Raw genomic sequence first — 13,713 nt, forward strand, 5'->3', positions numbered from 1 at the left:
CGCTGGTCGGTCCGTGCGAACGATTACGGCTACGGCTTGCATTGCCGGGCGCCCCTCAGCCGAAGCCCTACCCAAATGTACCCATAGCACGAACCAGCGCGTGGCTAAGCCCGCTCCTGCGCCTTCCTCGCTGCAGCGAGAGCAGCGGCATCGGCTGTGCCCTCCGGCCGGCCGACGCGGCTCGCCACCGGATCGGCTTCGGTATGCGCGGCCGTGCTGCCGGCCGGCGCCTGCCTGCCGCGCGGCAGCCGGTCGAGACGGGCGCCGTCGCCGCTTTCCGGTTCCGCCGACACCTCGGCCCGCGCGCGCGGCAGGTACTCGGGATAGTGCCGCTGAATGAAATCGAGCAGCCCTTCGCGCACGCGGCAGCGCAGATCCCACGCGAGGCCGGAATCGGACGCGCTGACGAGCGCGCGCAACTGCATCGCGCGCTCGGTGCCCTCGGTGACCTGCAGCACCTGCACGCGGCGATCCCACTCGGGCGCGTGCTCGACGATGCGCGCCAGCTCTTCGCGCAGCGGCGCGAGCGGCATCCGGTAATCGACGAACAGAAACACCGTGCCGATGATCTGCGAGCTGCTGCGCGTCCAGTTGGCAAACGGGTTTTCGATGAACCATTGCAGCGGCACGATCAGGCGGCGCTGGTCCCACAGACGCACCGCCACGTACGTGCCGGTGATTTCCTCGATACGCCCCCACTCGCCCTGGATCACGACGACGTCGTCGAGGCGGATTGGTTGCGAGAGCGCGATCTGCAAGCCCGCGATCAGATTGCCGAGCACCGGCCGCGCCGCGATACCGGCGACGAGACCGGCCACCCCGGCCGATGCGAGCAGACTCGCACCGATCTGCCGGACACCCGGCAAGGTCATCAGCGCGCCGCCCATGCCGACGATAACGATCACGATCATCACCGAGCGCGCGAGCACGCGCGCCTGTGTGTGAATGCGGCGCGCCTGCAGGTTATCGGCGGTATCGAGCGGATGGGCGCGAATGATTGCCTCGCCGATCGCACCGACAGCCACGTGAGCGCGGCGATCAGCGCGATCGAGGTGACGTCGCGTACGGGTTCGATGAAATGGAGGGAATCGGGCGCCTCGGACCAGACCCACGCGAAGACGAAGATCACGAGGACGAACAGGGTCGGCTTGTCGATGTAGCGCAGCACCACGCTCGTGAGCGTATGCGGCTCGGCGATGCGCATGACGATGCGCGAGCCGAAGCGATGAAAGCCGATCGCCACCACCGTCACGATGGCCGTGACGACCAGCGCGCCGAGCCATGAGTGCAGCGGCGCGGCGGCCACGCGGCTGAAGTCGTCGAAAGTAGGCATAACGGGCATCTTCCTCCGGGCTCGAGCGACGGCGGCACGCCTGCGGGACTACTCACTTCCCGGGCGGCCGCTCCCGCCTGAGGGAGAACGGCCGCCGCGGCACCCGGCGCGCGTTTGCCGGGCTATCGGGATGCCGGGCGGAAGGCCCGGCGCGGCGGATCAGCCGCCGCTTCGGCAGGGAAACGCCTTGCCGAGTCCGAGCGAAATCGCCGTGCTCGCGTTGTAGCCGGCGGCGTTCGGATTGTCGGCGATGTACCGGCGCACCGCGTCGGTCAATTGCGCCGAGCGTGCGTCCGCCGGCAGGCAGAAATACTGGCCGACGCGCGGACCGGTGGTGCCGCCGATCGCATCGATCGTGTTGAAGATGCCGTCAGCCGCGCCTTCGATATAGGCCGCGCATGCGCTGCGCGAAGCCACGTCGGTCTTGGTGCACAGCTTGTTGAGGTCGCCTCCCGTAAACGCGGCTGCCGATAGCGGCAAAGCAAGCGCGCCGGCGAAAATCAAAGCCCGCAGCATGGTGTTCCTTTCCAGGTTTGTTTATCACGCGGTCTTTCGCCGCGTCCAGACGGCACACCGCGTGGCGCGCCGAGATCGTCATTCTGCACTGTTTTACGCGACGGCAGCAGGCAGGCCGCCATCACGCACCGGCAAATGGCGGCGACCGACCGGGCGCACTGGCTAATTCACTGGCGAACTCATCGGCTGATTCACCCACGGCGAGTTTGCGCCGCACACTGCCCGTGCCGGCTCGCCGCCGGTTACTTCTGCTGCTGCGCCTGCTGCATGCGCGCCGTCAGCCCTTCGACGGCGTCCGGCTCCTTGTACTGCTTCGCGAAATCGAGCGCGGTCATGCCGATCTGGTTCTTCACGCCGATATCCGCGCCGTTGTCGAGCAGCAGCTTGAGCGTCGACATATGGCCGCCGCGCGCGGCCATCATCAGCGGCGTGGTGCCGTTCGGCGAACCCGCGTCGACGTAGGCCGAGTGATCGAGCAGCAGTTTGACGATGTTGTCATGACCGTTCGCGGCCGCGTAGTGCAGCGGCGCCCAGCCCTTCTTGTTGACCTCGGCGTCTTTCGCGAGCAGCAGGTTTACGAAGTTGATGTCGCCGACAAGCGAGGCCATCATCAGCGCGTTTTCGCCCGACTTGTCCTCGATCTCGATATTGGTTTTGGGATTCGCGACGAGCGCCGCGCCCACCTTGTCCGACTTTTCGCGCGCGGCGATCACGAGCAGCGGGATGCCCTGGTTGTCGACGCTGTTCGGGTCCATGCCCTTCGCGATCAGCTTGTTGACACCGTCGATGTCGTCGAACTTGACCGCCTTGATGAGCGAGTCGATCGGTGCGGCCTGCGCGGGCGCGGCGACCAGCGTGGTCAGCGCCGCGCAGGCGAGCGTCGCGGCAAACGCCGCGCACCGCACCGGCGCGAACGCCGCGGCAAGGCCCGCGCCACGGCGCGCGGCCGGTGCCGAAGCGGGTTGGAAAGCAGCGGACGACATCGAAATATTTTTCATGTTTTGCTTTAGGAGACTTCCCTATCCCTTTGATGTTACTCGACTTTACACTCAAGCGCCGACCGGCGCCGGAATCCCGAACAGCCTGAAGAAGTTTTGCGTGGTCGCGGCGGCCAGCGCCTCGTCCGACATCTCGCGTTGCTGCGCGATGAAGCGTCCGACATAACTTACGTACGCAGGTTCATTGGGTTTGCCGCGATACGGCACCGGCGCGAGATACGGCGAGTCGGTTTCGATCAGCAGGCGCGCGAGCGGCACGCGGCGCGCGACGTCCTGCACCTCGGTCGCGTTCTTGAACGTGACGATGCCCGACAGCGAGATGTAAAAATTCTGCGCGAGCGCCTGCTCGGCGATGGCCCACGGCTCGGTAAAGCAATGCATGACGCCGCCCGTCTCGCCCGCGCGCTCCTCGGCCATGATGCGCAGCGTATCTTCCGACGACGAGCGCGTGTGGATAATCAGCGGCTTCTTCGTCGCGTGCGCGGCGCGGATGTGCGTGCGAAAGCGCTCGCGCTGCCACTCCATGTCGGCGATCGAGCGGCCTTCGAGGCGGTAATAGTCGAGCCCCGTCTCGCCGATCGCCACGACTTTCGGATGCGCGGCCAGCTCGACCAGTTCGGCCACGCTCGGCTCGCGCATGTCCTCGTGATCGGGATGCACGCCGACCGACGCGTAGACGTTGTCGTGGCGCGCGGCGATCTCCAACACGGACGGCAGCGTTTCCAGGTCCACCGACACGCACAGCGCGTGCGTGACCGAATGGCTGCGCATGTTTTCGAGGATTTGCGGCAGACGGTCCGCGAGTCCTTCGAAGTTGATGTGGCAGTGCGAGTCGACAAACATGATGAGGTCCTGCGAAAAAATGGGCTGGTGAGCTGACCGGCGGACGGGCGGACGATCAGGTAGCCAGGACATGGCGCGGCCGCGGCCGGCTGCGTGGCTTGCCCGGTTGCGCGCCTCGCTCGCCCGTCCCGCTGGCTTTGCCTAGCTGGCTTGCGCGAGGCGCTTGCCGAGAATCACCAGATCGCGCTCGACGCCGTCGAGCACCGCGACGCGCGGCAGCGAGCCCCACACGTCGAAGCCAAAGCCGCGGAAAAGCCGCATGCTCGCCTCATTGTGACCGAAGACGAAACCGAGCACCGTGTCGATGCCGAGGCCCGGCGCCGCTTCGAGCGACGCGGCCAGCAACTGTTTGCCGAGCCCCTGGCCGCGCGCGCTTTCGTCGAGATAGATGCTGACCTCAGCGGTGCGCTGGTAGGCCGGGCGGCCGTAGAAATCCGAAAAGCTCAGCCACGCGATCACGCGGCCCGGCGCGCGCGGATCTTCGACGACCCACAGCGGACGTTTCTGCGGGCCATGCGCGTGAAACCACGCGAGCCGGCTTTCGACGCTGACCGGTTCGAGGTCGGCGGTGACTTGCCGCGACGCGACGGTCGAGTTGTAGATGGCGACGATCGCGGGCAGATCGTCGAGCGTGGCGTCGCGGTAGGAAAGGCTCATGGTGCGTTGGCTTGAAACGTTGACGTGGAGACGGGAAAACAGCGCAAAAAGGCCAAAAAAGGTGTTATGCAAACAGCGCGCGATAGCCGATAAACAGTTCCTCGAACACGAGGCGCGCATTCAGCGGATGGTTTTCGACCGCGCGCTGGCGCGTCACACTGCGCAGAAAGCGCGCGAACGCATTGGCCTCGGCCTGCGACGCGCACTGCGCAAGCGCCGCCGACGCCTGCGGGAAATAACGCGGCGCACCGGCCGTGCGCTGCGCGAGCAGATCGTACATCCAGCGTTGCAGCCAGCCGAGCACGAGCGGCACCGGCAGCTTCTGCAGCGCCTCGCCGCAGGCGAACGCGTCACACCCGGCGCCGGCCGCCAGTTGCTTCAAAGTCCAGTCGCGCAGCGGACGGTTTTCGTCGCTGGCGAGCGCGAGCGCCGCGAGCGGCGCCCCGCCGGCTTCGGCGAGCAATGCCGGCGCATCGGCCACGCCTTGCGCGGCGAGCCACTGCGTGGCCGCCTCGGGCGCGGGCACGCTCATCGGCCATTGGCGGCAGCGGCTGATGATGGTCGGCAAAAGCCGGTCGATGCGCGCCGACACCATCAGGAATATGACCCCCGCGGGCGGTTCCTCGAGCGTCTTCAGCAAGGCATTGGCAGCCGCGACGTTGAGCGCTTCGGCCGGATACAGCACGACGACGCGTGCGCCGCCGCGGTGCGAACCGACCCCGACGAAATCGAGCAGACCGCGAATCTGCTCGATCTTGATTTCCTTGCTCGGCGTGCGGGTCTTCTTGCCTTCGTCTGCGTCGGCCTTGTCGGCTTTCTCGTCGGCGGCATTGGCGGTGTTGGCCGGGCCGGCTTCGGCGGCAAGCGCTTCTGGCACGACGATGCGGTAATCGGGATGATTGCCCTGCGCGAACCAGTTGCAGGCCACACAGGCGCCGCACGGCTCGCCGTTGGCCTGCTGCGCCTCGCACAACAGCCCCTGGGCGAGGTGCTGCGCGAAACGCAGCTTGCCGATGCCCGCCTGGCCATGCAGCAGCAACGCGTGCGGCCAGTGGCCGCGCAGCTGCTGCAGGCGGTTCCAGTCATCGGCTTGCCACGGATAGATCATCGTTTCTCTTTTTGAATCAGTGGGTTGACAGCGCTTCCCGAGATTTGTCCTCAAATACGGTACGCGCTCGCACAACGTTATAAGCTTGAAATTATATTCTTTAAAAATCAAAGAACTGTAATCAATTCCTCAAGCTGTTTCTGGATACGCGCGATGCTTTGCGACGAATCGATGATAGCGAAACGGTACGGCGCCTCTTCCGCGCGGCGCATGTATTCGGCGCGCGTGCGCTCGAAAAACGCCGCTGACTCGCTCTCGAAGCGATCCGGATTGCGCGCCGCGCTGCGCCGCTCGTTCGCGACGGCGGGCGGCAGGTCGAACAGCACCGTGAGGTCGGGCTGAAAACCGCCCTGCACCCAGCGCTCGAGCGCTTCCAGCTTGTCGCGCGGCAAGCCGCGGCCGCCGCCCTGGTAGGCGAAGGTCGCATCGGTGAAACGGTCCGACAGCACCCAGTCGCCGCGCGCGAGCGCCGGCTCGATCACCTCGGCCAGATGCTGGCGGCGCAGCGCGAACATCAGCAGCGCCTCGGTTTCGAGGTCCATCTTCTGATGCAGCACGATCTCGCGGATCTGCTCGCCAAGCGGCGTGCCGCCCGGCTCGCGCGTCATGACGACCGAGCGGCCGGTCGCCGCGATCCTGGCCTCGAGCCGTTCGCGGAACCAGCCTAGATGGGTGGTCTTGCCCGCACCGTCGATGCCTTCAAACGTAATGAATTTGCCGCGCGCCATCATTGTCCTCGAATGTATTTGTCCACGGCCTTGTTGTGCTCGCCGAGCGTGTCAGAAAAAATGCTGCTGCCGTCGCCGCGCGATACGAAGTACAGCGCGTTGCTTTGCGCCGGATTCAGGGCCGCCTGCAGCGACGCGACGCCCGGCAGCGAAATCGGCGTGGGCGGCAGGCCCATGCGGGTGTAGGTATTGTAGGGAGTGTCGGTCTGCAGGTCTTTTTTCCTGATGTGGCCGGTGTAGCTCTCGCCCATTCCGTAAATTACGCTCGGGTCGGTCTGCAGCGGCATGCCCGCGCGCAGGCGGTTCGCGAATACCGCAGCGACGAGCGGCCGGTCGCCCGGCTTGCCGGTTTCCTTTTCGATGATCGAGGCCATCGTCAGCGCATCGTACGGCGTCTTGTAGGGCAGGTTCGGCGCGCGCGCGAGCCACGCCTCGTCGAGACGCACGTGCATCAGACGGTACGCGCGGCGGTAGATGTCGAGGTCGCTCGTGTTCTTGTCGAACAGATAGGTGTCGGGGAAAAAGAGCCCTTCGCCGTTGCCGATCGACGCCTCCGGCGCGCCGATCGCGCTCATCAGGTCGGCGTCGCTCATGCCGGCCGTGTCGTGCCTGATCGCGGGATTCGCGTCGAGCTCGGCGCGCATGCGCTTGAAGGTCCAGCCCTCGATGATCGTCGCCACGTATTCGTTGACGTCGCCGCGTGCGATTTTCTGCAGCACCTCGTAGGGCGTGACGCCGCTCTTGAACTCGTAGTTGCCCGATTTCAGTTCGCTTTGCAGGCCGAGCACGCGCGTCATCGCGATAAACAGCTCGGGTTCGAGCGGCACGCCGCCGCGCTTGAGTTGCAACGTGACGCTGCGCAGGCTGCTATGCGGTTTGACGGTGACGTCGAGTTGCGCCGGGTTCAGTTCGAGCGGGCTCGTGGCCCAGTGATATCCAGCGGCGACGGCCGCCGCGGCCAGCACAACGACGACTGCGCCGACAATGAAGCATTTCTTCAGAAGGGACACGTCAGGACAGAATTAGCGTTTAGATTGCAACGAACTGATTTTCAACGGGAAAGCCTCGCGCCGATCGGCATGGAGACTGCGCCGTCTTGCGGCCCTTGCGGGTTTTTTCGGTCCGTATTGGCCCGTATTGTATAGGGGTGGACACGAGATAGTCACAGCCGCGGCCCCGGAGTCACTGTACCACCTCGACGCCGGGCGACCCGAAGTGACCCGAATCGACAAGCTATCACGCGAAGCCGACGCCTGGAAGCGCGAGCGCAAGGCGGCTCTGCCTGCCGATCCAGCCGACAGAGCCGGCTCGAAACCGATGCATTGCCCCGCGTTTCCCGGCTTGACGCGTTTCGAGACCGCGAGAATACCAGCGCAACGAATCCAACCTGAAACAGTTTCCTTCTCAAAAAAATACGCCGATACAATGCGTCCGCCTATCACATCTGACTATTCGGAATTTGGCACCGAATGGTCAATCCGGGGAACCGATGCTTCAATGCTCATTCAAATTGAATGGTAAGCCGATGAGCGAATTAAAAATCGGTGCTTTATCGTTTCCGGCTTTTTCCGGCCAGGAAAATGACATCAATCAACCTGCTCTCATGTGTACGCCGGGATATGGTGCCATTCCCATCGCCCGCTACTACATTTTTGATCGGCAGTCGGGCGGCCTCCTCGGTCCGCTAAAGGAGCGGCTTGACCTGAATGGCAATAAAAAGGGCGAATGGTATTCGCTCTATGCGATCAACGGGAATATCGACGACGAGGTTATCTGCAATGGCATCGTTCGCGGCCAGTTCAGGCTGCACCCGAAAGGAAGACTGGAGAGAAGCGAGGGTTGCGTAACGATTGAACGGCTGACTGACTGGAATCGTATCCGCTCTATATTTACCGACACGCCGAAAATACCCATTGCCGGGTTGCGGCTTAAAGCATATGGCGAATTGATTGTGGCATGAAAAGGATTCTGATCTTTCTCGCCGTCGGCCCATGCCTCGCGCTGGCCATCTTTGCCAATGCAATATGGTGGATCATGCATCCGGATACGCCTTTGAATTTTTCAAATCCGGTATGGAACTGGCTGGTTTCCGTATACGGCGTTAAAACGGCTTATCAGAAATCCGATCTGGCCTTTCTGGTTTCGTCGGCTGGAATCGTACTCGGGTTCGCTGCGGCTATACTGATTTTCCGACGGCGCAGGGATGCTGAGAAAAGACGTTGAAACTCGTTCCTTTCGCACCAGTAAAGAAGTTGGCGGAGTCGGTGCAGGCTGCCATGCAGGAAGTGCGGCAAGCGCCATGAGCATGGGTGTAGCGGATACGCGAAACGTGGCAAGGTTGGACCGAATATAATAAGTCAGAATTGACTGTTCCCGGAATCCATGAACACACTGCTCGGTAACGCTTCAGATAACGCCTCGGCTGCTCCAACCACGCCGAACCCGGCCGCATCCACCACCCTGCCGCTGCCACCGCGCCCATCGCCCGACGAGTTCGCCGCCGTGCTCGAACACGGCGCCTATATGCCGCTCACGCAGTTCGGCGTGATCGACGTCACCGGCGACGACGCGGCCAGCTTCCTGCACGGCCAGCTCACCAACGACGTCCAGCATCTCGATGCCGCTCACGCGCGCCTCGCCGGCTACTGTTCGGCGAAGGGGCGCCTGCTCGCGTCGTTCCTCAGCTGGCGCAGCGGCGACACGATCCGCCTACTGGTGTCGAAGGACGTGCAGGCGGCCGTGCAGAAGCGTCTGTCGATGTTCGTGCTGCGCGCGAAGGCGAAGCTCGCCGACGCGAGCGGCGAACTCGCGGTGGTCGGCCTCGCAGGCGACGTGCGCGGCGCGCTCTCCGGTGTGTTCGACGCGCTGCCCGACGGCGTGCACGTGCAGGTCGACGGCACGGCGGGTTCGCTGATCCGCGTGCCGGATGCGCTGGAACGCCTGCGCTATCTGTGGATCGGCCCGAAGGCGCAGGTCGAGGCGTTGCTGCCCGCGCTCGACGGCACGCTCCAGCGCGTCTCGCCGGCGGTGTGGGACTGGCTCGATATCCGCGCGGGCGAGCCGCGCATCACGCAGCCGGTCGTCGAGCAGTTTGTGCCACAAATGGTTAACTTCGACGTGCTCGGCGCGGTCAATTTCCGCAAAGGCTGCTATCCGGGCCAGGAAGTGGTCGCGCGCAGCCAGTATCGCGGCACGATCAAGCGGCGCACGTCGCTCGCGCACGTTGACGGCGAACTGGAAACGGTGCGCCCCGGCGCGGAACTGTTCCATTCGGACGATCCGGGCCAGCCATGCGGGATGATCGTGAACGCGGCGGCGGCGCGGGAAGGCGGCGTCGATCTGCTCGTCGAGATCAAGCTCGCGGCGCTCGACAACGGCACCGTGCATCTCGGCTCGGCCGATGGCCCGGCGCTGCGCTTTATCGCGCTGCCGTACGGTTTGCCGACCGAGGTGTGAGCGGCGGCGGGTGCGATGAAAAGCGGCGCTCAATGGAGCGCCGTCTTTTATCGGCCGTCGGCTGGTTTGTCCGCCAGGCCTCACCGGTTACCGTGATCGGCTGTTCTAGCCGCCCGACTCGCCCACTTCACCCGACAGCGCTTCACCCGACTTGCCTGACCTCGTCCGCCTTGCGCGGCCGCTCGCCTGCGGCAAACCCGCCGCCCCTGCTCTCACCGGGAGACGCCCCCGATGTGCCTGATCGTTTTCGACTGGCGACCCGACGCGGTCGATGGCCCGCTCTTCACGCTCGCGGCAAATCGCGACGAGTTCTTCCGCCGCACGGCCGAGCCGCTCGGCTGGTGGCATGACGCGCCGGGCGTGCTGGCGGGCCGCGATCTGGTGGGTGGTGGCACGTGGCTCGGCATGTCGCGCGACGGCCGCTTCGCCGCGCTGACCAATTACCGCGCGCCGGCCGAGATGCGCGCCGACGCGCCCACGCGCGGCACGCTCGTCAGCGACTGGGTGAGCGGCGCCGCGCGAGACCGCAGCGGCGATCCGCATGAAACGCCGCTCGACTATCTCCGCCACGTCGCGCAGGACGGCGACATCTACAACGGCTTCAACCTGCTCGTCGGCGACTGGACGCGCCGCGAGCTCGCCTGGTACTGCAACCGCGGCGGCGCTCACAGCGGCCCCGCGCTGCTCGCGCCGGGCACGCACGGCATCTCGAACGCCGTGCTCGATACCGCGTGGCCGAAGCTCGTCGGAAAGCGCGCGGAACTCGGCGCATTGCTCGCGCGCGAGGCAGCGCCGCCGCTCGAACGTCTGATCGATCTGATGCGCGATCCGCGTCTCGCCCGCGACGACGAACTGCCGTCCACCGGCATTCCGCTCGAACGCGAGCGGGCGCTGTCGGCGGCGTTTATCGAATCGCCCGAATACGGCACGCGCGGCACGACCGCGCTGCGCGTCGCCGCCTATGGCGAGGTGATCGGCGTGGCGGTGGCCGAGCGCAGCGACGACAACGGTTCGCACCGCATCGTGCGGCCCGGCGATTTCGAACGCAGCTTCGCGTTCAACGTCGAGCGGGCGAGCTAGAAGACCGCGCCCTCACCCGACGCCAAACGCCGCGCGCAGTGCCGCCGCGGCATCCGCGTGCGCCTGCGCGACCTCGGGCACAAAGCCGCCCATCTTGAAGAACTCGTGGATCATGCCCGCGTAGCGCCTGAGCGTGACCGGATTGCCGAGCGCGCGCAGTTTCTCCGCGTATGCGTCGCCCTCGTCGCTGAGCGGATCGTATTCGGCGGTCGCGATCCACGCGGGCGCGACGCGCCGAAAATCGGGTGCGCCGCGCGTGCCGTCGAGCGGCGCGAAACGCCAGTCGTCACGATCGCCGGCGTCGCGCAGATACTGCTCGAAGAACCATTGAATCGTCTCGCCCGACAGCAGAAAGCCGTCGGCGAGACGCGCATGCGAGTCGGTCTGCTGATGGCCGGTCGTGCCCGGATAGATCAGCAATTGCAGCGCGAGCGCCATGCCCGCGTCGCGAGCAAGCACCGCGCAGACCGCCGCGAGCGTGCCGCCCGCGCTATCGCCGCCGACCGCGAGCCGATCCGCGTCGAGCGCGAATTCGCCGGCGTGGGCGTGCAGCCAGCGCAGCGCGTCGAACGCGTCTTCGACCGCCGTGGGGAATCGGTGCTCGGGCGCGAGCCGGTAGTCGACCGACAGCACCGCGCAGCGGCCGTCGCGCGCGAACATCCGGCATAGTGCGTCGTGCGTGTCGACGCTGCCGACCGTGAAGCCGCCGCCGTGGTAGTAGACGAACGCGGGCAGCGGCTCGGCCCAGCCCGGCTCGACCGGGTAATAGAGACGCGCGCGGATCGTCGCGCCATCGCGCGTCGGCACGCGCAGGTCCTCGACCGAAAACATCGGCGCGCTCGCGATCTCGAGAATCGGCGCGCTTTTCTCGTAGGACGCGCGCGCGGCCTGCGCGCTCATCTGGTGATAATGCGGGCGCCTGGCCCGCGCGATCATGTCGAGCACCTGCTCGATCTTCGGATTCAACGGCATGGTTTGGGCAACGTGATGCGCGCCGAGCGCCGGCGGCGCAAATGCGTCAAAAGGTTAATCCGCGTTCTTCACTTCCGGCTTCAGCGACATCGGATCGGACGGCTCGCGCAATTGTTCGATATCTTCGTGACGCAGCTTCACGGTCGCCATGATGCCGGGATGCGTGACGATATAGAAACGCCGCGCGGCAATCGCCTCGAACGCGAGGTCGGCAACATCGGCGGCGGACAGCTTGCCCGACTGCACCGCGCGCTGCAACTGCTTGCCCGCCGCGATCTGCGAGCGGGTCGGCCGACCCGCGTTGCGCAGCCCGGCCGGGCGCGCGCGCTCGGCATCGGCGATGCCGGTCGGCACGAAGGCCGGACACAGCAACGAACAGCCAACCTCGCCAACCTCGCCAGCCGTGCCCGCCTGCGCGAGCCGCAGGTCGTGATAAAGCGTCTCGGTCAGCGACACGACCGCGTGCTTCGACGCGTTGTAGATGCCCATCGCGGGCGGCGACAGCAGCCCCGCCACCGACGCCGTGTTGACGATATGCGCGGGCTCCTTCTGCGCGAGCATGATCGGCGTGAAGACGCGCACGCCGTGCGCGACGCCCATCACGTTGACGCCGAACACCCACGACCAGTCGTTCGCGCTGCTTTCCCACAGGAAGCCGCCCGAGCCCACGCCCGCGTTGTTAAAGAGCAGATGCACCTTGCCGAACGCGGCGAGCGCGGCCTCGGCCAGCGCTTCGACCTCGCCCGCGTTGGCGACGTCGGTCGGCACGCCGATCGCCTCGGCGCCGGCCGCGCGCAAGGCGTCGACGGTCTGCGCGAGCGCGTCGGCGCTGACGTCGGCGAGCACGAGCTTCATGCCGAGCGCCGCGCCCTTTTGCGCGAACGCACGGCCGAAGCCGCCGCCAGCGCCGGTGATTACCGCCACCTTGCCTGCGAATTCGAACATCGTTGGACTACTCCCTGGTTGAGTGGTGACGCCGCGCCGGGATCAGATCAGCCTGACCAGCTGCTTGCCGAAGTTGCGGCCCTTGAGCAGACCGATGAACGCCTCGGGCGCGGCGTCGAGCCCTTGCGCGATGGTCTCGCGATAATGCAGCTTCTTCTGCGCGACGAGCGTGCCGAGCTGCGCGAGCGCCTCGGGCCACACCTCCATATGCTCCGAGACGATAAAGCCCTGCACGAGCAGCCGCTGCGTCAGCATCAGCGAGGGATTTTTGAGCGGTACCGGCTGGCCGTCATACCCGGCGATGAAACCGCACAACGCGATGCGCCCGAACGCGTTCATGCGCGCGAGCGTCGCATCGAGCCCCTCGCCGCCGACGTTCTCGAAGCAGCCGTCGATACCGTCGGGCGTCGCGGCCTTCAGGTCCTGGTAGAGATTGCCGGCCTTGTAGTCGACGCAGGCGTCGAAGCCGAGCGTCTCGACGACGTAGCGGCATTTCTCCGCGCCGCCCGCGATGCCGACCGCGCGCGCCCCGGCCGCCTTCGCGAGCTGGCCGACCACGCTGCCCACCGCCCCGCTCGCCGCACTGACGACGACCGTCTCGCCCGCCTTCGGTGCGATGATGCGGTTGAGCCCGTACCACGCGGTGACGCCCGGCATGCCGACCGGGCCAAGATAGGCCGGGAGCGGCACATGCGTGTCGTCGACCTTCTGCATGCCCGCGCCGTTCGAGGTGCCGTACTCCTGCCAGCCGAACATCGCGACGACCTTGTTGCCGACCGCGAACTTCGGGTTCTTCGATTCGACCACTTCGCCGACCGTGCCGCCGATCATCACTTCGTCGAGCGGCTGCGGCGCCGCGTACGACTTGCTGTCGTTCATGCGGCCGCGCATGTACGGATCGAGCGACAGGAAGTGGTTGCGCACGCGCACCTCGCCTTCGGCGAGCGGGGCGAGCGGCGTTTCGACGAGCCTGAAGTTATCGGGCGTGACTTCGCCTTGCGGACGCGAAGCGAGCAGAACCTGCCGGTTGATCTGGGTCATGAGGGTCGTCTCCCTGGTTTGCCGATGGAGTTGCAA

15 protein-coding genes and 1 pseudogene are annotated in these 13,713 nt (G+C 65.9%); 5 read left to right on the plus strand and 11 right to left on the minus strand.

Features of this window, described 5'->3' with window-relative positions; translation table 11 throughout:
* Positions 1 to 104 precede the first annotated feature (104 nt).
* From F3J20_RS07485 to mltG, 8 genes and pseudogenes are all read right to left on the minus strand, one after another.
* Positions 105 to 1,333 (minus strand): annotated as a pseudogene (locus tag F3J20_RS07485) (mechanosensitive ion channel family protein).
* A gap of 159 nt (positions 1,334 to 1,492) precedes the next feature.
* The gene (locus F3J20_RS07490) at positions 1,493 to 1,849 is read right to left on the minus strand and encodes a Rap1a/Tai family immunity protein (RefSeq protein WP_167038213.1); all 357 of its coding nucleotides are present in this window, start codon (positions 1,847 to 1,849) and stop codon (positions 1,493 to 1,495) included.
* Between the two features lie 242 nt (positions 1,850 to 2,091).
* Complete coding sequence (locus F3J20_RS07495) at positions 2,092 to 2,847, minus strand: ankyrin repeat domain-containing protein (protein WP_167282857.1); 756 nt, start codon at positions 2,845 to 2,847, stop codon at positions 2,092 to 2,094.
* Between the two features lie 51 nt (positions 2,848 to 2,898).
* Complete coding sequence (locus tag F3J20_RS07500; protein ID WP_167282858.1) at positions 2,899 to 3,690, minus strand: TatD family hydrolase; 792 nt, start codon at positions 3,688 to 3,690, stop codon at positions 2,899 to 2,901.
* A 141-nt stretch (positions 3,691 to 3,831) separates the two neighbouring features.
* On the minus strand, positions 3,832 to 4,347 hold the full coding sequence (locus F3J20_RS07505) for a GNAT family N-acetyltransferase (protein WP_167282860.1): 516 nt from the start codon (positions 4,345 to 4,347) through the stop codon (positions 3,832 to 3,834).
* Positions 4,348 to 4,411: 64 nt separating this feature from the next.
* Positions 4,412 to 5,455, minus strand: coding sequence for a DNA polymerase III subunit delta' (locus F3J20_RS07510; protein WP_167282862.1), 1,044 nt, complete (start codon positions 5,453 to 5,455; stop codon positions 4,412 to 4,414).
* Positions 5,456 to 5,562: 107 nt separating this feature from the next.
* Positions 5,563 to 6,183, minus strand: a complete 621-nt coding sequence (gene tmk / locus F3J20_RS07515) for a dTMP kinase (protein ID WP_167038681.1) — start codon at positions 6,181 to 6,183, stop codon at positions 5,563 to 5,565.
* On the minus strand, positions 6,183 to 7,193 hold the full coding sequence (gene mltG, locus F3J20_RS07520; RefSeq protein ID WP_167282863.1) for an endolytic transglycosylase MltG: 1,011 nt from the start codon (positions 7,191 to 7,193) through the stop codon (positions 6,183 to 6,185). Before mltG ends, tmk begins: the two co-directional genes overlap by 1 nt.
* A 205-nt stretch (positions 7,194 to 7,398) precedes the next feature.
* Between mltG and F3J20_RS07525 the strand changes: the two genes are divergently transcribed.
* From F3J20_RS07525 to F3J20_RS07545, 5 genes are all read left to right on the plus strand, one after another.
* Positions 7,399 to 7,704, plus strand: a complete 306-nt coding sequence (locus F3J20_RS07525) for a hypothetical protein (protein WP_167038225.1) — start codon at positions 7,399 to 7,401, stop codon at positions 7,702 to 7,704.
* Between the two features lie 4 nt (positions 7,705 to 7,708).
* Complete coding sequence (locus tag F3J20_RS07530; protein ID WP_240162727.1) at positions 7,709 to 8,143, plus strand: DUF2778 domain-containing protein; 435 nt, start codon at positions 7,709 to 7,711, stop codon at positions 8,141 to 8,143.
* A complete protein-coding gene (locus F3J20_RS07535; protein ID WP_167282866.1) occupies positions 8,140 to 8,406 on the plus strand; it encodes a hypothetical protein in 267 nt (88 codons plus the stop codon). Before F3J20_RS07530 ends, F3J20_RS07535 begins: the two co-directional genes overlap by 4 nt.
* A 159-nt stretch (positions 8,407 to 8,565) precedes the next feature.
* Positions 8,566 to 9,639 (plus strand): folate-binding protein YgfZ, encoded by a 1,074-nt coding sequence (locus F3J20_RS07540; RefSeq protein WP_167282867.1) that lies wholly within the window; start codon positions 8,566 to 8,568, stop codon positions 9,637 to 9,639.
* 231 nt (positions 9,640 to 9,870) lie between these two features.
* On the plus strand, positions 9,871 to 10,719 hold the full coding sequence (locus F3J20_RS07545) for an NRDE family protein (RefSeq protein WP_167282868.1): 849 nt from the start codon (positions 9,871 to 9,873) through the stop codon (positions 10,717 to 10,719).
* Positions 10,720 to 10,731: 12 nt separating this feature from the next.
* Here the strand turns inward: F3J20_RS07545 and F3J20_RS07550 are convergent, their stop codons facing one another.
* The 3 genes from F3J20_RS07550 to F3J20_RS07560 are packed head-to-tail and all read right to left on the minus strand — an operon-like array spanning position 10,732 to position 13,677.
* Positions 10,732 to 11,691 (minus strand): alpha/beta hydrolase, encoded by a 960-nt coding sequence (locus F3J20_RS07550; protein ID WP_167282870.1) that lies wholly within the window; start codon positions 11,689 to 11,691, stop codon positions 10,732 to 10,734.
* A gap of 54 nt (positions 11,692 to 11,745) precedes the next feature.
* Positions 11,746 to 12,636 carry an SDR family oxidoreductase gene (locus F3J20_RS07555; protein WP_167038234.1) on the minus strand — a complete coding sequence of 297 codons (891 nt, stop codon included), beginning with the start codon at positions 12,634 to 12,636 and terminating at the stop codon, positions 11,746 to 11,748.
* Positions 12,637 to 12,678: 42 nt separating this feature from the next.
* A complete protein-coding gene (locus F3J20_RS07560) occupies positions 12,679 to 13,677 on the minus strand; it encodes an NADP-dependent oxidoreductase (RefSeq protein ID WP_167282871.1) in 999 nt (332 codons plus the stop codon).
* Positions 13,678 to 13,713: the final 36 nt, after the last annotated feature.

The sequence above is a fragment of the Paraburkholderia sp. Cy-641 genome (assembly GCF_011752945.1).
In the GTDB taxonomy this organism is placed as follows: domain Bacteria; phylum Pseudomonadota; class Gammaproteobacteria; order Burkholderiales; family Burkholderiaceae; genus Paraburkholderia.